General features: G+C 37.1%; 22 protein-coding genes and 1 tRNA gene. 2 read left to right on the top strand and 21 right to left on the bottom strand.

The features are described 5' to 3' along the window. Positions 1 to 59: 59 nt before the first annotated feature. The 5 genes from BLW20_RS09090 to BLW20_RS09070 form a co-directional block, all read right to left on the bottom strand. Entirely contained in the window at positions 60 to 896 is an 837-nt protein-coding gene (locus tag BLW20_RS09090; protein ID WP_091099419.1) for a sigma-70 family RNA polymerase sigma factor, read from the bottom strand. A gap of 98 nt (positions 897 to 994) precedes the next feature. Further along, a complete protein-coding gene (locus BLW20_RS09085) occupies positions 995 to 1,414 on the bottom strand; it encodes a RidA family protein (protein ID WP_245725301.1) in 420 nt (139 codons plus the stop codon). A 47-nt stretch (positions 1,415 to 1,461) separates the two neighbouring features. Beyond that, positions 1,462 to 1,920 carry a carboxymuconolactone decarboxylase family protein gene (locus tag BLW20_RS09080; protein ID WP_091099412.1) on the bottom strand — a complete coding sequence of 153 codons (459 nt, stop codon included), beginning with the start codon at positions 1,918 to 1,920 and terminating at the stop codon, positions 1,462 to 1,464. A gap of 55 nt (positions 1,921 to 1,975) precedes the next feature. Continuing rightward, a complete protein-coding gene (locus tag BLW20_RS09075) occupies positions 1,976 to 2,608 on the bottom strand; it encodes a hypothetical protein (RefSeq protein WP_091099408.1) in 633 nt (210 codons plus the stop codon). A 94-nt stretch (positions 2,609 to 2,702) separates the two neighbouring features. Further along, positions 2,703 to 3,593 carry a helix-turn-helix domain-containing protein gene (locus tag BLW20_RS09070; protein ID WP_091099405.1) on the bottom strand — a complete coding sequence of 297 codons (891 nt, stop codon included), beginning with the start codon at positions 3,591 to 3,593 and terminating at the stop codon, positions 2,703 to 2,705. 371 nt (positions 3,594 to 3,964) lie between these two features. On the opposite strand from BLW20_RS09070, the gene BLW20_RS09065 reads away from it, so the two are divergent. Beyond that, positions 3,965 to 4,366: an energy transducer TonB gene (locus tag BLW20_RS09065; protein WP_177165064.1), complete on the top strand. Its 402-nt coding sequence runs from the start codon at positions 3,965 to 3,967 to the stop codon at positions 4,364 to 4,366. A gap of 18 nt (positions 4,367 to 4,384) precedes the next feature. On the opposite strand, the gene BLW20_RS09060 is transcribed toward BLW20_RS09065, so the two are convergent. The 16 genes from BLW20_RS09060 to mraZ all read right to left on the bottom strand — a co-directional run bounded on the left by BLW20_RS09060 (position 4,385) and on the right by mraZ (position 21,185). Next, a tRNA-Arg gene (locus BLW20_RS09060) sits at positions 4,385 to 4,456 on the bottom strand. A 14-nt stretch (positions 4,457 to 4,470) separates the two neighbouring features. Beyond that, positions 4,471 to 4,920, bottom strand: a complete 450-nt coding sequence (locus BLW20_RS09055; protein ID WP_091099398.1) for a GatB/YqeY domain-containing protein — start codon at positions 4,918 to 4,920, stop codon at positions 4,471 to 4,473. An 89-nt stretch (positions 4,921 to 5,009) separates the two neighbouring features. Next, the gene (gene ftsZ, locus BLW20_RS09050; protein WP_091099394.1) at positions 5,010 to 6,986 is read right to left on the bottom strand and encodes a cell division protein FtsZ; all 1,977 of its coding nucleotides are present in this window, start codon (positions 6,984 to 6,986) and stop codon (positions 5,010 to 5,012) included. Between the two features lie 20 nt (positions 6,987 to 7,006). Continuing rightward, positions 7,007 to 8,434, bottom strand: coding sequence for a cell division protein FtsA (ftsA, locus tag BLW20_RS09045; protein WP_091099390.1), 1,428 nt, complete (start codon positions 8,432 to 8,434; stop codon positions 7,007 to 7,009). A gap of 6 nt (positions 8,435 to 8,440) precedes the next feature. Next, positions 8,441 to 9,166, bottom strand: coding sequence for a cell division protein FtsQ/DivIB (locus BLW20_RS09040; RefSeq protein ID WP_091099386.1), 726 nt, complete (start codon positions 9,164 to 9,166; stop codon positions 8,441 to 8,443). A 4-nt stretch (positions 9,167 to 9,170) separates the two neighbouring features. Further along, the gene (gene murC / locus BLW20_RS09035; protein ID WP_091099383.1) at positions 9,171 to 10,520 is read right to left on the bottom strand and encodes a UDP-N-acetylmuramate--L-alanine ligase; all 1,350 of its coding nucleotides are present in this window, start codon (positions 10,518 to 10,520) and stop codon (positions 9,171 to 9,173) included. After that, positions 10,513 to 11,610, bottom strand: a complete 1,098-nt coding sequence (gene murG / locus BLW20_RS09030; protein WP_091099379.1) for an undecaprenyldiphospho-muramoylpentapeptide beta-N-acetylglucosaminyltransferase — start codon at positions 11,608 to 11,610, stop codon at positions 10,513 to 10,515. Before murG ends, murC begins: the two co-directional genes overlap by 8 nt. 3 nt (positions 11,611 to 11,613) lie before the next feature. After that, positions 11,614 to 12,873, bottom strand: a complete 1,260-nt coding sequence (locus tag BLW20_RS09025; RefSeq protein ID WP_091099376.1) for an FtsW/RodA/SpoVE family cell cycle protein — start codon at positions 12,871 to 12,873, stop codon at positions 11,614 to 11,616. Positions 12,874 to 12,879: 6 nt separating this feature from the next. After that, positions 12,880 to 14,211 carry a UDP-N-acetylmuramoyl-L-alanine--D-glutamate ligase gene (gene murD / locus BLW20_RS09020; RefSeq protein ID WP_091099372.1) on the bottom strand — a complete coding sequence of 444 codons (1,332 nt, stop codon included), beginning with the start codon at positions 14,209 to 14,211 and terminating at the stop codon, positions 12,880 to 12,882. A gap of 2 nt (positions 14,212 to 14,213) precedes the next feature. Continuing rightward, positions 14,214 to 15,422, bottom strand: coding sequence for a phospho-N-acetylmuramoyl-pentapeptide-transferase (mraY, locus tag BLW20_RS09015; protein ID WP_091099369.1), 1,209 nt, complete (start codon positions 15,420 to 15,422; stop codon positions 14,214 to 14,216). A 1-nt stretch (position 15,423) separates the two neighbouring features. Next, positions 15,424 to 16,887: a UDP-N-acetylmuramoyl-L-alanyl-D-glutamate--2,6-diaminopimelate ligase gene (locus BLW20_RS09010; protein WP_091099365.1), complete on the bottom strand. Its 1,464-nt coding sequence runs from the start codon at positions 16,885 to 16,887 to the stop codon at positions 15,424 to 15,426. Between the two features lie 178 nt (positions 16,888 to 17,065). Beyond that, the gene (locus BLW20_RS09005) at positions 17,066 to 17,437 is read right to left on the bottom strand and encodes a hypothetical protein (RefSeq protein ID WP_091099362.1); all 372 of its coding nucleotides are present in this window, start codon (positions 17,435 to 17,437) and stop codon (positions 17,066 to 17,068) included. A 57-nt stretch (positions 17,438 to 17,494) separates the two neighbouring features. Further along, entirely contained in the window at positions 17,495 to 19,492 is a 1,998-nt protein-coding gene (locus BLW20_RS09000) for a penicillin-binding protein (RefSeq protein WP_091099357.1), read from the bottom strand. Beyond that, positions 19,483 to 19,827, bottom strand: coding sequence for an FtsL-like putative cell division protein (locus tag BLW20_RS08995; protein ID WP_091099354.1), 345 nt, complete (start codon positions 19,825 to 19,827; stop codon positions 19,483 to 19,485). Before BLW20_RS08995 ends, BLW20_RS09000 begins: the two co-directional genes overlap by 10 nt. Beyond that, entirely contained in the window at positions 19,823 to 20,734 is a 912-nt protein-coding gene (gene rsmH / locus BLW20_RS08990; RefSeq protein ID WP_091099351.1) for a 16S rRNA (cytosine(1402)-N(4))-methyltransferase RsmH, read from the bottom strand. Before rsmH ends, BLW20_RS08995 begins: the two co-directional genes overlap by 5 nt. After that, the gene (mraZ, locus tag BLW20_RS08985; RefSeq protein WP_091099347.1) at positions 20,724 to 21,185 is read right to left on the bottom strand and encodes a division/cell wall cluster transcriptional repressor MraZ; all 462 of its coding nucleotides are present in this window, start codon (positions 21,183 to 21,185) and stop codon (positions 20,724 to 20,726) included. Before mraZ ends, rsmH begins: the two co-directional genes overlap by 11 nt. 325 nt (positions 21,186 to 21,510) lie before the next feature. Here mraZ and BLW20_RS08980 point away from each other — a divergent pair, with 325 nt between their 5' ends. Further along, positions 21,511 to 22,278 carry an alpha/beta fold hydrolase gene (locus BLW20_RS08980; RefSeq protein ID WP_091099344.1) on the top strand — a complete coding sequence of 256 codons (768 nt, stop codon included), beginning with the start codon at positions 21,511 to 21,513 and terminating at the stop codon, positions 22,276 to 22,278.

Genomic DNA, 22,278 nt, shown 5'->3' with positions numbered 1-22,278 from the left:
AATTAAAAATATTTATATTGGGTTTGTTTTTAAGTTATTTATTATTAATAAGATATAAATTAAATTAATGTTTTAAGCTTTTCAGGATCGACAACAGCATCAATCCGGATAATCTTGTTTTGATATATCTCAAAAATCTGACACGACTCAATCACACCACCTTGTATAAATAGCACTGCGGGCTGATGGTTAATCATAGTCAATTTAATTTCTAAAGCACTGTTATATGTTTGATGTACATACATTAATAATTTATTTACCTGATCAGCACCTATACATTCTTTGGCTACCACTTTAACCTTAGTGCCACCGTCAGCATAAAACTGAATATCTTCGGCTAATAACGTTTTCACATTGTCAGTATCGCCATCTCTGATGGCATTGATTAATTTCTTTACTATATCAGAAACTACTGGCCGAAAATGTAATTTGTTTATACTTCCTATTGATTTCAACCTTTCTTTGGCTCTACTCAAAATTTTTCTGGAATTCTCAGTAGTCAATGACAGTATTTCTCCGATCTCTTCGTGTGAGTGCCCAAATCCTTCTTTCAAAATAAAAACGGCTCGTTCTTTGGGATTGAGCTGCTCCATTCTTGCCAATAACGAAAAATTAAAAATTTCCTGATGTTGCAAATCCTCATCGGTAATCACAGGTTCAGGTAACCAAACATCAGCCGGAACCGTCTTGTTTTGCTTTTGTTTTAGCTGGATTGCCTGATTAATTACACTTTTGATCAGATAATTCTTGGGATTATTTACGATACCTGACGATACTTTAGAAAACTGAATGACTACGTCCTGAATGACATCTTCAGCATCTTCTACTGTCCCTAACACATTATAGGCATAAGGAAACAGCATACGCTGATAATTTTCAATGGAAATACTCATCATGATCGTATTGTTTTAGGCTTTGGATAATTAATCAAAGATATAGCTAAAAGAATAAATGAACGCTTCATTAATGACATATTTCAGCAAGTTTTTTTTCATTAATTCGGACTTTTGACAGCCAAAGCTTCGATTTCTATCAACATGCCATCTATAGCTAGTTTGGGAACAGGTATTAATGTATTGATAGGGAAATTTTTCTCTGGCCATACTTTATTAAACTCTTCTACAATAATGTTTAATTTCTCTTCATTATGATCCACGACCAAAGTAGTTAATTTAACCACGTTGTTCATGTTAAGATTTTCTGTTGCAAGTGCGTCCTTGATATTCTTTAAAGAAAATGCCAGCTGCCTTCTAAAATCGGGACTCAGTTTACCTTCTGTATTTTCTTCGCCACCTTGTCCGGCAACAAAAATTAGCTTGTAGCCTTCCGGAACGGTAACCATATGAGAAAATCCGTACGGACTGGGATCGAATAGAGACGAAGGATTTTTAAATTCCTGTACTTGAGTTGTCATAGTAAAAATTATAGCGGTTAAAAAAAATAAGTGTTTCATAAGTTCTTTTAAATAGTATTTTCGACATACGTTCCCGGTATCGCACCAATCGTTTTATTAATTCTGTTCCAGGCGTTGATTTGCGTAATTACTAGAGTTAGAATAGATATTTGTTCTATAGAGAAATGTTGTTGTAGCAAAGCATAAAGGCGATCATCAATTTCTTTCTGATGAGCTAAGGTCAAATTTTCTGCAAATTCCAATGCGACTTTTTCGTAATCTTCAAAATACGGACATTCTTTATAGGCAATAAGCGTATGCAACCTTAGTTCGGTTTCCCCAAGAGCTAACGCCTCTTTGTGGTGCATATCCAGGCAATATCCACATTTGTTTATTTGTGAAACTCGGTATTTTACTAATTCAATCAGCTTTAGGTCAAATCCTGATTTTTTTATATACAATTCCGTTTTCATCATGCCATCCAATAATCCTTTTGGCATCTGGCTTAAGTCAATTCGTGTGTTCATAAAACTTCTTTTTATTATAATAGATCCTGTTTTCTATAAAACGTGACACATTTTATCAAAATTCTTTTCTGATAAAAAATCCAATACTGTTGTAATCGGTTCCTGTGTTTCCATATTGGTCAAAATTTGCAACTGCCCCCAGTTGCATATCTCCCAAACTAAATCCAATTCTCAAATATTGATAACTTCGAACATGCTCTTTACTATTCCACGTGGTCATATACTGTAAACGGGCATATAGCTTTAATTTCTGATTTGTTGTGCCCTTGTATTCAATGAAACCCATCAATTCGAGATTTGGATTTTCCCAAAGATCAATTCTGGGATAAACCATAACAGATGTTGTTTTTCCTTTTCGAAAATACTGGAGAAAAAAAGATGGACGAACACGATTTAAGGGCGTGAAAATAGATCCTACTCCCGTACTCCAAGTGTTATTTAGTGTATAGGAAAGGTACGATTGACTCATAATTTCATTTCCACGATTCTTGTCATAAGGAATGAGAATGGATGAGGTATGAAAGAAACCCAATGGCTTTTCTTTATTAAATCTGGCAGCAAACGAATGTTGGTAATAATAGCTGGAATGCCCCACACTGACTTCTACGGGTATTTGTGCCCAAACAGGATACTGACACATATTAAAAAATGCCACTACCAGAATCAACTTTGCTATTTTTTGCCTCATTGTACGTCATAATTAATATCAATGACAAAGCTATCGGGAAATCAAACAACGATTGGTGTAAATAAAGCGGTAAGTACTGTAATTTTTACGGTTTTTAATTTAAAGAAGGTGATAAATTACATACAGCATTTTTGAATTCGGTAGGCAATTGCCCATCGTAATTCCTGAATGCTCGTGAAAAGTGCGATGTATCGGTGTAGCCCAACTGAAAAGCCACTTCTTTAACAGATTGATCTTTAAAACTCAACAGGTATTTTGCTTCTTGCATGACATGGAATTCAATCCACTTTTTAGCAGACATGCCTGTTTGGTCAACTAATAGCTCACTCAGGTATTTGGAAGAGATATTTAGCTGCTGTGAGTAAAATGCAACATCTTTGTGATTGGCAAAATTTTTGGCAACTAATTCCCTGAATTTTACAGCCGTATGTTCTTTATCACTTAATTCTATTTTATTGCCACGATGTAATCTCCAGAAATGTTTCTGCGTAATAATAAGAATTGAATATAGTATTCCGCATAATACATCGGGTTTGTCTACCACCATTCGAAGCGTTTGGAAAAGCTGTTGCATTTCTTCAAATTGCTTATCAGACAACTGAATCACACTTTGTTCATCTGGGCAGAAAAACTCCAAAGAGTAAAAAAATGAATTGCTGAAATTGTTTACGAAAATATCATCATAAAACAAAAGTGTATCATTCAAAGGAAAATTGGTTTTCAGCCACTGGCAACTAACTCCAGGACCAATGGTTAGTAAACTCCCACGGGTCAATTCGTACGTTTTATTACCTATTCTAATAGTCGCTCCATCACCATAATATAGCCCAATTGTATAAAAGTAATTTTTAAAAACATGCGTAATTTCCACATTTTCCAAACATTCTTTTGATGCTAAATAATAAGGTACATCCAAACGATCCATTTTTTTGGATTTTAGATGTTTCAGAAAATCAAAGCTAATCGAATGTTCTTCAGATTTCATGGCAATAGGTTAATTCCACTAACAAAAATATAGAATTTTGTATTATATTGTAAAGTACAAGAAAAAAAGGAGTCGGTTATAAAGCATTTCAACAAAATGCCAAACCGAAAAATATTCTAAATCCCAACAACTGGGATACTACGTAGATACTATATGGCAAAGGCTACTATAGAGCGTGACGCACATTTTCGTAAAAAATAGTAAAAAACAGAAAGTTATTCTAAATTCTTCAATTTAGTCAGAAAATACGGAAAATTCAAAAAAAGGAAAAACCGGTGTTTTAAGAAGTAAAAACAGTTAAATATAACAAATAAAAAAAACACTATGTAAAAATCAACTTAAAACGCTTAAATTTTTATATCTTTATGTTTATGAAAGTATTTTTAGCATTAATTTTCGGTGTGTTTTCTATAACTGGGTTTTCGCAGAATCTTGAAGAGGTTGCTGGTTCTGACAAGGGCAGTATAAAGACAGAGGATGTGTCATTGTACAAAACCATTCACAATAAAAGTGTAGCAGCTTATATAGCTGAAAACTACAGGTATCCGCAGGAGGCTTTTAAAGAGGGTGTAAGCGGAACAATTTATGCCGAATTTGTCGTTGAGAAAGACGGTACAGTAAAAGAGGTTGTGATTGAAAAAGGATTGTGTGCTGCCTGTGATAAAGAAGCGGTACGCGTGATCAAAACTGTCCGGATGAACCCTATAGAGTTCGATGGGGAAGCTGTACGTATCCGTTTTAAGATTCCAATACGTTTAATGTTGCAAGAGTAATGAAACTTCTTTAAAAAGTGTCCTCGGCGGGATTCGAACCCACATCATCAGAACCGGAATCTGACATTCTATCCATTGAACTACGAAGACGTTATAAGTTTATTTTAAGCTGTTAAAAGTTTTTTAACGATGGTAGAAATGGTTTTACCGTCAGCTGACCCTGCTAATCTGGCGTTTGCCAATCCCATTACCTGACCCATAGACTGCATTCCGGAAAAATTTCCTTCTGATATAATGGTTTTAATAATTTCTTCTACTTCAGCTTCTGATAATTGTGCAGGTAAAAACTGTTCAATCACTTTTGCCTGAGCCAATTCCGGATCTGCCAAATCGTTTCTGCCTTGTTCCACAAAAATGGCAGCTGCATCTTTACGTTGCTTTACCAGTTTTTGTAACAGCTTAATTTCGTCGGCTTCGGTTAATTCTGTACCACTGCCCGATGTTTGTGCCAGTAAAATTTCCGATTTAATTGCACGTAACGATTCTAATGCGGTTTGATCTTTGGTTTTCATAGCTTCTTTCAAAGCTGCTGTTATATTTGTTTGTAAACTCATGGCTCTAAATTTTAGAAGCACAAATATAAATAAAAAACCTCAAAAAGAAAGCGTCTTTTTGAGGTAAGGTAAATATAAATCTAATTAAATTAGTCTACATTGTCATGTAAAAATGAATTGTTAGAACGCAACTGTATATCGTTGTTTCGGTCTGATGAAACCGAGGTACGCGATACGTTGCTTGAGTGGTCTTGTGTTAAATCAACACCCATTCGTTTGTATGCCGGTTCTTTTTCTAAATCATTAATCTGGGTTGTCGATGCGGCATTGAATTTATGGTTAAATTCTTTCATTTTGCGTTTGCGTTCTTCAGCCCGTTCACGTAAAATATCGTTTATTGATGTTTCCATCGGGGAATTTTCATCAATAATCAAGCGTTGTTGCGATACTTCGGGTTGTTCTGTTCGAACGGTAAACGACAACGCTTCATCTTCTTTTACAGGCCCGGCAACTTCTTGTTTTGAGTTTAACAACTGCTCTTCAACTTCCATATAATCATTTAAATCGTAACGGATGATTTCCTCTTTTGATTCCGAGCTTGCTTGATGAGCCGGTTCTTCGTGTGATTGAATCTCAAATGAGAATTCGTTCTGTTGTTCAGAAAAATCATTCTCTTGTTGTTGCAAATCAAATGAAAACTGTTCTGCCATAACGTTTTCGGTTTCTTTAACGACTTGTTGTGGCTTTACAATGACAAATTTTGGTTCGTTTACAACAATGTTGCGAATGTCGGTTGTTTTAACAGTACTTTGAGGTTCGTTATTTTGACGAATTGTTTCTGCTTGATTATCAGGTGTTAAATTCATGTTCTGAACGCTTTCAGAAGGCTGAGTCTGAACTATTGTTTTTTTTTCAACTTCGCTGTTTGGCTGTTTTACGGGCTCGTCGTCTAAATTATAAACGATTTTTGGAACCGCCTGATGCCCTGTATTGTTTTGCAAAGGCTGATCTGGTGTTGGCGCGTTTGTAAATAGCGGTGCATTGTTTCCTGTTAAATCAGTCGTTGCTTTTTGTTCTTCGCCTAAATGATGAATGATTTTGTTTTTGCTTTCATCGTTTGCGTTTACAATTATTTTTTGTTGCTCCACATCGAAACCTGTAGCAATAATTGTTACCGAAATAGCATCACCTAAAGCAGCGTCTTCACCAACTCCCATGATGATGTTCGCATTGTGACCTGCTTCCATTTGAATGTGGTCATTGATTTCGCCAATTTCATCAATAGTGATTTCGTTTTCGCCTGAAACAATCAATAACAATACGTTTTTGGCTCCGGTAATTTTATTGTCGTTCAACAACGGAGAGTCTAATGCACTGACAATAGCTTCTTTTGCACGATTTTCTCCGCTTGCTTCTGCCGATCCCATAATGGCTGTGCCCGAATTAGATAAAACGGTTTTGGCGTCTTTTAAATCGATATTTTGCGTGTAGTGATGTGTAATTACTTCTGCAATACCACGAGATGCGGTGGCTAACACTTCATCGGCTTTAGAGAAACCTGCCTTGAAGCCTAAGTTTCCGTAAACTTCACGCAATTTGTTGTTGTTGATCACAATTAACGAGTCAACGTTTTTGCGTAGGTTTTCCACACCGCGCAATGCTTGTTCCTGACGTACTTTTCCTTCAAACTGGAAAGGAATCGTAACAATACCCACTGTTAAAATATCACGGTCTTTAGCTAATTGGGCAATGACAGGTGCAGCACCGGTACCGGTTCCACCGCCCATACCGGCAGTAATGAAAACCATTTTGGTATTGGTGTCTAAAAACTGTTCGATTTCCTCAATGCTTTCAAGGGCTGATTGTTGTCCCACTTCAGGATTTGCGCCTGCACCTAATCCTTCGGTTAAAGTAACCCCTAACTGAATTTTTATAGGCACGGGACTGTTGTTTAATGCCTGAGAGTCTGTATTGCAAACCACAAAATCTACTCCTTTAATACCCTGATTATACATGTGATTAATGGCATTGCTACCACCACCACCAACTCCAATTACTTTAATTACATTCGATTTGTTTTTTGGCAAATCTGGAGAGAATGCTAAATTTTCAAAAACTTGATCCATATAGTTGAGGTGTTTTTCTTTTACTCTGCTTTGTCAATAAAATCTTTAAACTTTTTTATAAATTTTCCAAGGAAACGGTTTTCAATATATGCCGATGTGCCTTGTTCCACGTCTGTTTGTTCGTCTTGGTTATTTTCGGGTTGTTCTGTTTTTTGTTGCGGTTTGTCGGTAATCGTGTTCATTTTAAGGGGAACGCTGTTGTTTTCAACCGGTGTGCCGATAGGTTCTGTTTTTGCCTGAATTTTTACAGAACCCGGATGTTCCTGAACGTATATACGGCTGCGTGAATTGTTAATGTCACTTTCCATCATCAAACCAACTGCCGTGGCAAATAATGGTCTTGAGACCAATTTTGCTGATTCGCCCGAAATATGCTCGTTGGGATATCCAATACGCGTATCAATTCCGGTAATGTATTCAACCAGTTGTTTAATGTGTTTTAGTTCAGATCCGCCGCCTGTTAGTACAATTCCTGCAATTAATTTTTTACGGGGATTGTCGTATCCGTAGGCTTTTATTTCCGAAAAAACCATATCGATGATTTCAACCACGCGTGCGTGAATGATTTTTGAAAGGTTTTTTAAGGATATTTCTTTTGCTTCCTGACCTCTTAATCCCGGGATAGAAACAATTTCGTTGTCTTTATTTTCTCCCGGCCAAGCCGATCCAAAACGTATTTTTAACTGTTCTGCCTGTTTTTCAATGATAGAACAGCCCTCTTTAATGTCTTCTGTAATCACATTTCCGCCAAACGGAATTACCGCTGTGTGGCGAATGATGCCGTCTTTAAAAATGGCTAAATCTGTGGTACCGCCACCTATGTCTATTAACGCAACGCCGGCTTCTTTTTCTTCATGACTTAAAACAGCATCTGCTGATGCTAATGGTTCTAAGGTTAAACCAGACAGTTCTAAACCGGAATCTTTTACGCATCTGCCCGCGTTTCTGATCGATGCCGATTGCCCTACAACCACGTGAAAGCTTGCTTCTAAACGGCGGCCGTACATACCAATAGGTTCTTTAATTCCGCCTTCTTCATCAACCTTAAATTCTTGTGGCAGTACGTGGATAATTTCTTCGCCCGGCAGCATATTCAGCTTTTGTACCTGAGCGATTAACTTGTCGATGTCTAATTCAGAAATTACGATATCGGGCTTGTCGCGCGTAATGTATTCCTGATGATGGATACTGCGAATGTGCTGTCCGGCAATTCCCAAAACCACATCGTTAATTTTACATCCTGCTTCTGCCGATGCCTGTGCCACCGCATATTGAATAGATTGTATGGTTTGCGTTATATTGTTAACAACACCGCGTTTTACGCCTAAACTTTTTGCGTTACCAATACCCAGAATTTCAAGTTTTCCGTACTCGTTCCTTTTACCTACCATTGCAACAATTTTCGTTGTTCCAATATCTAATCCTACAGCAATGCTTTCTTTATTCATATCCTTTTATTTCGTGCAAATTACTTGCTCTGTAAATCTCAAATTAACGTTTTTGTAATATCCAATAAGGGTGTCTTTTTTTGAATAATGTACAAAAGCTTTGTAATTGTCAAACTTTTTTTCTATTTCTTTCAAGTGACCGAATTCTATGGAATAATCGTATTCTCTTACGGAAAAGATCAACGATTGATCACTGTTTATTTTAATACTTGTTATAGAGGTTTTTAAAAACTCGTCGTTGTTGATGGTATTCAATAAGCCAGCAAAAACTTCTCTGTTATTTGGTTTCAATTCCCCGTACACAATGGGTACATGAGCACTAAACTGATTTGATAAGGGCATTTTATCGCCGTTTTCATCAATATAAAATGAACCACTGCCGTTCATTACGCGTGCAATTGCTTTTTTCTGGGTAACCTCTGCGTGCAATTTTCCGTCAACATCTACAAAAACCTCTGAGTTTGCAATCATTGAATGATGATTCAGCTGGTCTTCAATCTTTTTAAGGTTCAGGTCACTGTTTATTATCTTTGAATCGCGGGGAAAGGTTTGAACAATTAATTTTTCTACCATTTCCTGCGTAATAAAGTGATTGTCAGAACTCAATAATTTTACATCAACCTGTTCAATGTAACGTGCACTGTTCCGGCTGTTGGCAAAGGCTAACAACGAAAACATAGCGATCGTTACAAACGCCAAAAATACATCGAACCAATTGATTTTTTTAATCATTTTATCAATTATTTTTTTCTAATGTTGTTTTAATTTCATCTACCATTTCGCCTACATCGCCTGCGCCGATAATTACAAGAACTTCTGGTGTGTTTTCTGATAAAAAAGATACTAATTCTTCTTTTTGCAACAAAATTTTAGAAGGCGATTTTATCTTATTTATCAACATTGTTGAATTAATGTTTTCTATCGGTAACTCCCGTGCTGGGTAGATTTCAAGTAAAATGACGTTGTTAAATGTTGATAAACTTTCTGCAAATCCATCCATGAAATCCCTTGTGCGAGAGAATAAATGGGGTTGAAACACAGCCGTAATCTGCTTATCTGGATACATTTCGTGTACCGCCTGGCTTACCGCGTTAATTTCTGTGGGATGATGGGCGTAATCATCAATCATCACTAATTTTTCGGTATTGATCTTGAACGAAAAACGACGACGGATTCCCTTAAAACTGTCTAACCCCGATTTTATTTCTTCGTTACTTAAACCATACGTTTTAGCCATTGCAAATGCCAGTGATGCATTTAATACATTGTGTTTGCCGGGCATTGATAATTTAATATCCTGTATCTTTTCGCCTTTAAAATCTAAATCAAATACGCGTTTACCGTTTTCAAATCGCAGATTGTGTGCGTTGATTACAGCTGTTCCGTTTACCGAAACTTCCTTTCCGTTGATGTTTTGAATTCCTTGCGCGATAAACAATTTGTCTTTATCGCTTATTTTTGATGCAAATTCAGCAAACGATGATTTAATGGCATTGTTGGTTCCGTAAATATCTAAATGGTCTGCATCGTCTGAAATTACACAGGCAATATCCGGGTGCAGATGCAAAAACGAACGATCAAACTCATCGGCTTCTACCACAGAAACTTTTGTGCCGTTGCCTATTAAATTACTGTCATATCCTTCTAAAACCCCGCCTAAAAAACCGGTTGCCGGAGCGTTTGCGGCTACCAGAATATGTGCCAGCATACTCGATGTGGTGGTTTTTCCGTGGGTTCCTGCAACTGCTAATGAAAAGGTGTTTTGAGTAATAATTCCCAACACTTCGGCACGTTTTTTTATGGTGAAATTATTTAAAAGGAAATAATTCAACTCCTGGTGTTCTTTTGGAATTGCCGGTGTGTAAACCACCAACGTATCGCTGTTGTTTCGGTAACTTTCGTTGATGTTTTCCAAAGCATCGGTGTAATGAATGGCAATTCCTTCTGCTTCCAGCTCGTGCGTTAACTGCGTAGGTGTTTTGTCGTAACCGGCAACATTTTTACCAATACGTTTAAAGTATCGGGCAATGGCACTCATGCCAATACCGCCGATCCCAAGAAAAAATATGTTTTTGTAATTAGTCATTTATCAACTTAAAAATTTCTTTTACGATATCTTTTGTAGCATTTGGTAATGCCAGTGTTTTAATGTTTTTTGATAACGCTTCAACGACCTGATCGTTTGTTAACAGGCGAAGCATTTGTTCCTGGAACTGACTGTCTAAATCGGTTTCTTTCAACAAAACGGCTGCATTTTTATCGGTAATGCTTTTGGCATTTTTTGTCTGATGATCTTCGGCAACGTTTGGCGACGGAATAAAAATAACCGGTTTACCTACAATTGCCAGTTCCGAAACCGATGATGCGCCGGCACGTGAAACAATAACATCGGCTGCAGCAAACAACAAATCCATTCGTTCTATGAAATCAAAAACCAAGACGTCTTCGTTGTTGTGGTATTTTTTATATTCATTGATGTAAAACTTACCACATTGCCAGATTACCTGAACATTTTGTTCTTTAAAAAACGGCAGTTCTTTTTCTATCAACTGATTGATTCTGCGTGCACCCAAACTTCCGCCTAAAACAACTACTGTTTTTTTATCTTTTTGTAAACCGTAAAAAAGTTGCCCTTCTTCACGTTTTTCATCTATATTTAATAAATCCTGGCGAACCGGATTTCCTGTTTTTACAATGTTTTTTGATTTAAAATAAGTAGCCAATCCATCATAAGCCACGCAAATGGCATTTGCTTTTGGAGCCAACATTTTATTGGTAATGCCCGGATACGAGTTTTGTTCCTGTATCACCGTAGGAATATTCATTTGTTGAGCCACTTTTACTACGGCACCACTTGCAAATCCGCCGGTTCCAATCACTACATCGGGTTTAAATTCTTTGATGATTTTTCTCGATTTCATTAAGCTTGATAAAAACTTAACAGGAAACAAAGCGTTGTCAAACGTAATTTTACGCTGAATACCCGAAATCCACAATCCTTTAATATCATAGCCAGCTGCAGGAACTTTCTGCATTTCCATTTTATCCTGTGCACCCACAAACAAGATTTCGGCATCAGGAAGCTGTGCTTTGATTTCGTTTGCAATGGCAATTGCCGGATAAATATGTCCGCCCGTGCCGCCTCCGCTAATGATAAATTTTGGATTTGCTTTCATAATTTATTTATTTAAAACTGCCCGCATAGGATTGTCTTCTGAATCTTCTTCAAATGATGCTTCTTGTTCTTCCAGCAATTGTCTGAACTCTTCTTGTTTACGTTCTCTGTCTGCCTGCTGTTGTTTTACCTGTTCTTCCTTCCGTGAAATGCTGAGAATAATTCCCAATGACACACACGTCATCCAGATAGATGTACCACCCGAACTGACCAAAGGCAGTGGCTGTCCGGTTGTCGGGAAAATCTCTACCGCCACGCCCATATTGATAAATGCCTGAAAAATGATGGAAAACCCAAGTCCAAAAGCAAGGTATTTTCCAAATAAATTTGGAGCTTTTCTGCTGACTACTAAAAACCGGAACAAAAGCAGTACATAGACAATCAATATGGAAATTCCGCCTAAAAAACCAAATTCTTCGACAATAATGGCATAGATAAAATCGGATGATGATTGCGGCAGAAAATTCTTCTGAACGCTTTTTCCCGGACCCACACCAAACATTTGTCCTTGTGCAATGGCAATCTTTGCATTGTCGATCTGGTAACGGTCTTCGTCTTTATCTTCAGAACCAAAACGGTCAAAACGGGCTTCCCATGTTTTATAACGCGAGGGAGCCATATCGGGGAAAGCCTTAAACATTCCAATTGCAACAACAATCACTATAGCACCTGCCGCAATAATTTTTGCCATATACTTTATAGGGTATTTTCCTACATAAAGCAATAAGGCAATAGTGAAAAGTATTATGGCGGCGGTTGATAAATTTGATGGTAAAATGGGTAATACAATGGCACCAATAGGTACACCAAGCCATAAAAGAGACCATCCAAAGGTGTATTTTTCATCGGCAAAACGCCATAAAAACCACGAAATGTAGGCTATTAAAGCAATCCAGCCTAATGATGACGGCTGAAAAGAGATGTTTAACAACGGAATTTTTAACCACCGGCTTGCATTGGCCCCGCCAATCATCATACCTTGTAAAGAAGTGATGACTAACAAGGCGGTTACCGGTATCCACGCAATGGGAGCAATGAACTTTAAACGGTCAAACGGAATGCGGTGAATGAAAAATATAATGACAATACCTACAAAAATATGTCCGAAATGTTTAAAAAGCAACCCCACAATGGTACCTGTACCAACAACGTGAACCAGGTTGGTGCTGGCACTAAATACAGGCATAAATGAGAACAGGGCTAATAGTACCACGTACGCCCATATAGCTTTATCGCCTTGAAATTGGGATAATAACTTTCTCATTGTTTTCTATAATTTATGTACTTCGTTTTTAAATTGTGTTCCGCGTTCTTCGTAACTTGAAAATAAGTCGAAACTTGCACAAGCCGGAGAGAGCAAAACGGTGTCGCCTTCCTCTGCTGCACTCGCAGCCAGTTTTACGGCCTCCTGCATTGATGAAGCTTCAACAATTACATCGATAATAGGTGAAAACGCATTGATGATTTTTGTGTTATCAATTCCCAGACAAATAATGGCTTTTACTTTTTCGTGTACAAAAGACATTAATTCATCGTAATCGTTCCCCTTGTCTATACCGCCAACGATCCACACGGTTGGTGCAGTCATGCTTTCCAAAGCAAAATAAGTAGCATTTACATTTGTTGCTTTAGAATCGTTGATGTATTGCACTTTATTAATTTTAGCAACTTTCTCTAAACGGTGTTCTGCATTTTGAAAATTTGACAAACTCTCGCGGATGGTTTGTTTGCGAACGCGCATCATTTGCGCAACTAATGTGGCTGCCATAGCATTTTTTACGTTGTGTTTACCTTCAATTGCAATTTCGTTTACCGGAATAGTGATTTCTTCGTTATTTATCATTGCTATAATATTATTGTCCTTTAAATAGGCACCGTTTTCAACTGTTTTTGTTAGTGAAAAAGGAACCAACTGTGCTTTTGTTTTATTGTTCTTAAGCCAATTGTTTATGGCTTGGTCGTCTGCATCGTAAATCAAATAGTCTTCGCTGGTTTGATTCATTGTGATACGGAATTTTGATGCAATGTAATTCTCGTATTTATAATCATATCGATCTAAATGATCGGGACTGATGTTTGTGATTACGGCGATGTGCGGTTTGTAATTGATGTTTCCGTCTAACTGAAAACTGCTTAATTCCAGCACAAACAACTTTTCGGGATCAACGGCAACTTGTTTTGCGTAACTTTCGCCTATGTTTCCTGCCAGTCCCACATCTAAACCGCCCTGTTTTAACAAATGATAGGTTAAAAGGGTAGTGGTGGTTTTACCGTTGCTGCCCGTAATTGCAACCGAGGTGTTTTTAGCAAAGCTATACACAAATTCGATTTCTGAAATAACCTTTACACCTTTCTCACGCAATTTTTTAACGATGGGAGCTTTGTCCGGAATGCCCGGGCTTTTTACCACAACATCGGCATTTACTATTTTATCTTCGGTGTGTTGCTGCTGTTCCCAATCGATTTCATTTTGTATAAGAACTTGTTGATACTTTTCGCTGATGGATCCAAAATCGGATACAAAAACTTCGTAACCTTCTTTTTTTCCTAACAAAGCAGTGCCTACACCACTTTCGCCTCCACCTAAAATAACCAGTCTCATTTTTATCTTAATTTTAATGATACTACACAGAAAATGGCTAAAAAGATTCCTACAATCCAAAAACGGGTAACGATCTTACTTTCGTGGTAGCCTTTTTTCTGGTAATGATGGTGTAGGGGAGACATCAACAAAATACGCCTGCCTTCGCCATATTTTCGTTTGGTATATTTAAAATACGAAACCTGTAACACCACCGATAAATTTTCTGCCAGAAAAATTCCGCATAAAACAGGGATTAGCAGTTCTTTGCGAACCGCAATTGCCAAAACGGCAATGACTCCGCCTATGGTTAAACTTCCGGTATCGCCCATAAAAACTTGTGCCGGAAAAGCATTGTACCAAAGGAAACCGACCAGCGCACCTACAAAGGCAGCGATGAAAACCGTCATTTCACCCGAATTGGGTATGTACATAATGTTCAGGTAATTCGCAAAAATGAAGTTCCCCGAAACAAACGCAAAAATTCCCAGGGCTACAACGGTAATTGCCGATGTTCCTGCTGCCAATCCATCAATACCGTCGGTTAGATTGGCACCGTTTGAAACTGCTGTTACAATGAAAATCACAATGGGAATAAAAATCAGCCAAACGTAATTTTCATATCCGTCGCCCATCCAAGAAATCAGCTGTCCGTAATCAAATTCGTTGTTCTTTAAAAATGGAATGGTCGTAGCGGTCGATTTGATATCAAACTGACTTGTGGTTCCGGTTTCTAACAGGATACTTGGTGTGTCGCGCACGGTAACATTTGGATGGAAATAAAAGATAGCTCCAACAATAACTCCTAACCCAATTTGTCCAACAACTTTAAATTTTCCTTTTAATCCTTCTTTATCCTTTTTAAAAACTTTGATGTAATCGTCTAAAAACCCTATAACTCCCATCCAAACGGTGGTTAAGATCAAAACCAACACATAAATATTTTCTAATCGTGCTAATAAAAGTACCGGAATCAACGTTGCCATAATTATGATGATTCCACCCATTGTTGGTGTTCCGGCTTTTTCGTTTTGTCCTTCCAATCCTAATTCGCGAACCGTTTCGCCAATTTGCTGACGACGCAGATAGCTGATGATTTTTTTACCGAATATGGTTGAGATCAACAACGACAAGATAAACGCCATTCCTGAACGGAAAGTGATGAATTGGTATAGTGCCGATCCCGGAAAATCGAACAATGAGTCTAAATATTTTAATAAGTAGTACAGCATTTTACTTATTGAATTCGTTTAAAAATTTGATAACTTCTTCCATATCATTAAAGTGGTGTTTTACCCCTTTAATTTCCTGATAATCTTCGTGCCCTTTACCTGCAATTAAGATGATGTCGCCCTGCGTAGCCATTTTACAAGCCGTTTTTATTGCCTGATGACGATCTTCGATTGTGATGTACCGGTTGGTATTTTGAGCTTCTACACCGCTTTCGATCTCTTTTAAAATTTCAAAAGGATCTTCGTTTCGCGGATTGTCTGACGTAAAAATCACCGTATCGCTCATTTCAGTTGCAATGCGTCCCATAACCGGACGTTTTTCTTTGTCGCGGTTTCCACCACAGCCAACAACCGTAAACACCTGTTCATTAAACGTTCTTATTTCTGAAATGGTTTTTAATACGTTTTCTAAGGCATCGGGTGTGTGAGCGTAATCTACAATTGCCGTTATTTTGGTTTTTGATACAATAAACTGAAAGCGTCCTGATACGCTTTTTAACGTGCTTAAGTGCAGTAAAACTTCTTCTTTGCCTAAACCCAATTCGGTTGCAGCTGTGTAAATTGCCAGTAAATTCGATGCGTTGAATTTACCGATCAGCTGCACCCAAACTTCTTGGTTGTTGATGTTTAACAGCATTCCGTTGAATTGGCTTTCAATGATTTTTCCATGAACGTCAGCCACATTCTGAATGCTGTACATAATTTTTTTTGCAGAGCAGTTTTGCAATATATAAGTACCATTTTTGTCATCGGCATTACTGATGGCAAAAGATGTTTTAGCGAGTGAATCGAAAAATGATTTTTTTACATTACGATACTCTGCAAATGTTTTGTGATAATCTAAATGATCGTGCGATAAATTTGTGAAAATTCCTCCTTTAAAAGCCAGTGCGGCAGTGCGTTTCTGGGCAATGCCGTGCGAACTTACTTCCATAAAACAATAACTGCAACCTGCCTGAACCATTTGGTTTAAATAGCGGTTAATCGTTATAGAATCGGGCGTGGTGTGGGTTGCGGGATATTCTTCTTCGCCCACTAATATTTTTACGGTAGATAACAAACCCACTTTATAGCCTGCCCTTGTAAACAATTGATGTAATAAGGTGGCAATAGTGGTTTTACCATTTGTACCTGTAATGCCGACCAATGCTAATTTCTCTGACGGATTGTTGTAAAAATTAGAAGCGATATGTGCCAGTGCATCATTAGCATCGTTAACCTTTACATAAGTTACCGTATCAAGAAAAGTAGCCGGAGTATCTTCATAGATAATAGCAATAGCACCATTTTCAACGGCTTTTTCTATGTAATCGTGCCCATTTGAAAGGGTACCTTTTTGTGCAATAAACACACAGTTTTGAGATACTTTACGAGAATCAAAGACAATATCCGAAACCTCCACACTGGTGGATCCCCGAACAGCATCAATGGATACTTTGTATAATATGTCTTTTAATTTTTTCATAAAACTCACTCTTAATTTCCTCTCTAAAGAAGAGAGAATAAGAAACTTTATTTTTTTTTGTTCTTGTCACTTAGAGTGATTTTCCGTAGTGAAACTGAGGAAAATTGTATCGAGAAGTTTTTGTTCTCGATACATTTTTTGTTCCATCTTATTTCACAAAAAACACTCGAACTGACGTTTACTTTATATGTTTATTTATTCTTTTATATCTTAAAAAATTTGAACTAAATACAGCTATTATCAACGGAAAACCTACAAATAACCCTTTATTCTCAATTGATATTGTTGTTAGAAATTGTAAAAAGAAAAATATCATAATCAAACTTGGTAAAAAAGTAAGAATTAATCTTCTTTTAGTATTAGTAACAAATGTGTCAATTGTTGTTAAAATTAAAGCATTGATCAATGACATTGCCAATAAATAAATTGTAAAGGAAAACATCATATGAAATATTGCATCTTCATTTAATCCTTCAACAAAAAGACCAATTGGTAACAACACTAACAATATAAAAAACGTTAGTAAAAAATTTATACCAATTTCTTTCATTACTTAATTATTATTACAATTTTATTTCACAAAAAACATTCGAACTGACGTTTACTATTATGATAGCTCTAATATTATTATTTTATTCTTTTCTACTTTTTCTCCGTTTTTAATTGATTGTCGGATGACTTTTCCTGTACCTGCGGTTTGCACTTTTAAACCTAAATTTTCGAGAATTGCCACGGCATCCATTGCCGGTAATCCTAGCACATCGGGCATAACGTTACCTGATTGTTTTACGTTTGCATAATAGTTTTTATAGCTTTTAACCGCTTTTGGCAATGGCGATTCAATATCTTTAATTTCGTTTAGCGAAGGCACATCGGTAAATATTTTTTGGGCAATGCGTTTAAAGACCGGACCTGCCACATCGCCGCCGTAATAGCTGTGTTTTGTGGGACGGTGAATAACCACAATGCATGAATACTTTGGATTATCAGCCGGAAAATATCCTACAAACGATGATGCGTAATACATACCGCCTTTTGCTTTACCGTAGTTCATCTGTGCCGTTCCGGTTTTTCCTGCCATTGAAAAATCGGGTGAGTACAATCTTTTTCCTGAACCTCTGATGACCACATTTTTCATAACCGCCTGCATTTTTTTGATGACTTCAGGTTTTACAATTTGCGGATTAATTACTTCCTTTTCAAATGTTTGCAAGGTGTTGTTTACATCGCGTATTTCTTTTACAAAGTGCGGTTTTACCATTTCGCCATTGTTTGCAACAGCATTGTATAATGTTAAAGTCTGCAACGGCGTTACCAAAATTCCGTAACCATACGCCATCCACGGCAAGGCAATTTTACTCCAATTGCGATCGCCCGGTACGGGAATGTATGATGCAGGTTCCCCTTTTAAATCCAATCCCAAAGTTTGGTTAAAACCAAATTCTTTCATTTTATCTGTGAAAGCTTTTGGATTGTCTTTATATGCCTGATATACAGCTTGCGTAGCTACAGTGTTCGATGAAACTTCGAAACCGCGTGCCAATGAAATTTTTCCGTAGCCTCTTCTGTTAGAGTCAGTCACTCTTCTGTTAAAAAAGGTCACTACTCCGTTGTGGGTGTCGTAAATGGTTGCTGTATCGGCTTTTCCATCATCTAACAGAGCCAGATAAGATGCAAGCTTAAAGGTTGAGCCCGGATCGTGACGTTCTAAAACAGCATAATTAACCGTTTCTGTATAAGAACCATTGCCGATTTTTCCAAGATTTGAAATTGCTTTTATCTCGCCGGTACTTGTTTCCATAACCACTACCGTTCCGTGATCTGCCTCGTAATATTCCAATGAACTTAATAAAGCGTGATGTGCAATATCCTGAATATATACATCAATGGTTGTGGTAATGTCGTAACCGTCTTGTGGATCTATTTCGTTTTCATCGTGAATGGGTTTCCACAGGTTTTTAGACATTTTCTGAACTTTTCTTCTACCTTCTTTACCTGTAAGATAATCGGTAAAAGCCGCTTCAATTCCTTTTCTGGTTATTGTTTTATCATCGTTGACACGTTCGTAACCTATGGTTCTGTTGGCGATCATCCCCATGGGATATTCGCGTACATTTACCTGGTTTACAATCATTCCGCCTTTGTATTTTCCTAAGTTAAACAGCGGAAACGATTTTAGTTTCATATACTGCGTATAGCTTAATTTGGTGGCAATGTGTATGTATCTTTTTTTGTTTGAACGTGCTTTGCGAAAATAAGCTTCGTACTGACCTGCCGTTTGCTTAGGGATAAATTTTGCCAATGAATCAGAAAACGGACGAATATACTTCTCGAAATTTTCAGTTGATGGCGACATCGGGTCAAAATAAACAGTGTATTTCGGGATAGATGTTGCCAACAAACTGCCATCGGCTGAATAGATGTTTCCGCGGTTTGCAGGAATAATTTCGTCTTTAATGGTTAAACTGTCTGCTTTGCTGCGCCAATGCTCGCCTTCTTTAAACTGAATAATGCTCATTTTGGTAAAAATGGCGATACCAATGGCTAACATTCCAAAGAAAACAAAGTAAATCCTGTTATTTTCGCTCTTTTTTGCTAATCCCATAGTTTATACCATTTTTTTTCTTTCTCGACAACAACCTTGATTTTTTTAGGAGGGACCGATGACGGTAAAATTTCATAAACTTCCATTTGTTTAGAAATGTTCGATTCCATTCGCAATTGCATCAATTCAGATCTTTTATCAACAAATTCAGATCGCAATTCTTTAACCTGCTCGGTTAATTCTTTAACCCGCATCATTTTTTGTTCGTAAAAGTGGTTGTTTGCAATAAGCACCAACGTCCAAAAAACAATGTATATAATAAAAAGCCAATTCTTCAGCGATTGCCCTTCGACTAAAAATTTTGCTTTTATTATACTGTTTAAACCCATTTTAATTTTTTTCTGCTATTCTTAATTTGGCACTTCGTGCACGATTGTTCTGTTTAATTTCTTCTTCAGATGGAACGATTAATTTTCCTATTGATTTAAGAGGAACGTTGTATCGTCCAAAAAAATCGCGTTCCGGTTCGCCTTCAAACATTCCGTTTTTAATGAAGCGTTTTACCTGGCGGTCTTCTAATGAATGATACGATATAACGCTTAAGCGCCCGCCCGGCTTTAGTAATTCTAAGGCTTGTTCTAAAAACTCTTTTAAAACAACAATTTCTTCGTTAACTTCAATACGGATTGCCTGATAAATCTGTGCCAGTATTTTGTTGCTTTTATGTGCCGGTAAAAACCGTGATAATACCGTTTTTAATTGTTCCGAATTTTTTATAGGTTCTTCTTTTCGGGCAGTTACAATGGCGGCAGCTAAACCGCGAGCGTTCTTTAATTCACCATAAGTAAAGAACATTTTGCTTAAGGCTGATTCGTCGTAATTATTGATTACTTCATAAGCTGATAAGCTGCTGTTTTGGTTCATTCGCATATCCAGTTCGGCGTCAAAACGGGTAGAAAAACCTCTTTCTGCAACATCGAACTGATGCGATGAAACGCCAAAATCTCCTAAAATTCCATCGACTTGTTTAATTCCATACACGCGTAAAAAGCGCTTAATGAAACGGAAATTTTCATTTATCAGTACAAAACGTTTGTCATCTAAGGCATTTGCCAAGGCATCGGTATCCTGATCAAAAGCAAATAATTTTCCGTTGGGACCTAAACGGCGCATAATTTCTTTTGAATGTCCGCCACCGCCAAAGGTTACGTCTACATAAACGCCATCGGGTTTTATGTTTAAGCCGTCAACCGTTTCTTTTAACAGCACGGGGTTGTGGTATTCGTATTCGTTATGCTCCATAATTTGTTATTCCTCCCATTACTTCTTCGGCTAAATCGCCAAAATCCATTTCTTCGTCGTTTACAATTTGTTCGTATAAATCTTTATCCCAAATTTCAATCAGGTTGATTTTTGATGAAAAAACCACATCTTTTGAAATCCGTGCAAATTCTATTAAATCTTTGCTTATCTGCAAGCGTCCGGCGTCATCAATATCTATTACCTTTACACCTGCCATAAATTTGCGGATGAACGTATCGGCTTTACGGTTAAAACGATTTAATTCGTTTAATTTTTCCAGCATAATGTTCCATTCGTTCATGGGCCAAAGCTCAACGCATTTCTCGTAAACAGAGCGTTTTAATATGAATCCTTCTCCAACGGCAACCAGTTGTTTTTTCAATGCAGCAGGTATCAGCACCCTTCCTTTGGTGTCGATTTTACATTCGTATGTACCTACTATTGGTTGCATTAAAATTTGACTTTAGATTATTTACAAAACAAAAGTAAGTAAAATTTTACCACTTTCTACCACTTTTTACCACTTTGTTGAAAAGTTTTTTTTTTCAGCGTATTGAAAGGTAAGTTGTTGATTTTTAGCAGTGAAGTAATTTTTTAAAGATTTTTAGATAACTTTAAAGAATATATGGTTATCTTTCAAAATAAAGAAGTTTTCACATTGAAAAAATGTAAATGTTTTAAATACTCTGATTAAACATCACTTGTTAATTAAACTACTTTAATTTTACACGGTTTTTTATTAATGTCGTATATTTGTACGAATTGAAATCGCATATATGGAGCGAAATATTAAAGAAGAAGGAAAATTTAGATATGTTGAAATTGGTGAAGGTACACCAATTGTTATTTTACACGGCTTAATGGGAGGGTTAAGTAATTTTGATGGAGTAACTGATTATTTTCCAAAGAAAGGTTTTAAAGTGGTACTGCCCGAATTACCCATTTATACACTAAATATTTTAAAGACCAACGTAAAAGCATTTGCCAAATTTGTCCACGATTTTATAAAACACAAAAAGTTTGAAAAGGTAATTTTATTAGGCAACTCGCTGGGAGGGCACATTGCATTGTATTATACCAAAATGCATCCCGAATTTGTAGAGGCGTTGGTAATTACCGGAAGCTCAGGTTTGTACGAAAGTGCCATGGGCGATTCGTACCCACGTAGAGGCGATTATGAGTTCATAAGAAAAAAAGCCGAAGATGTTTTTTACGATCCGGCGGTAGCTACTAAAGAAATTGTTGATGATGTTTTTAACACGGTAAACGACCGTATGAAACTGATAAAAACACTGACCATTGCCAAAAGTGCCATTAGACACAACATGGCGAAAGATTTGCCAAAGATGAAAACACAAACGTGTATTATTTGGGGGAAAAACGATATTGTGACGCCGCCAAATGTGGCAGAAGAATTTAATGAATTATTGCCCGATTCTGATTTATATTGGATTGATAAATGCGGACACGCGGCAATGATGGAGCATCCCGATGAATTCAACGAAATTTTAGACGGATGGTTTAATAAACGAAACATTAAGTAA

Source organism: Paenimyroides marinum (assembly GCF_900108395.1).
Lineage (GTDB): Bacteria > Bacteroidota > Bacteroidia > Flavobacteriales > Flavobacteriaceae > Flavobacterium > Flavobacterium marinum.
This window is presented reverse-complemented; position numbering and strand designations above follow the sequence as displayed.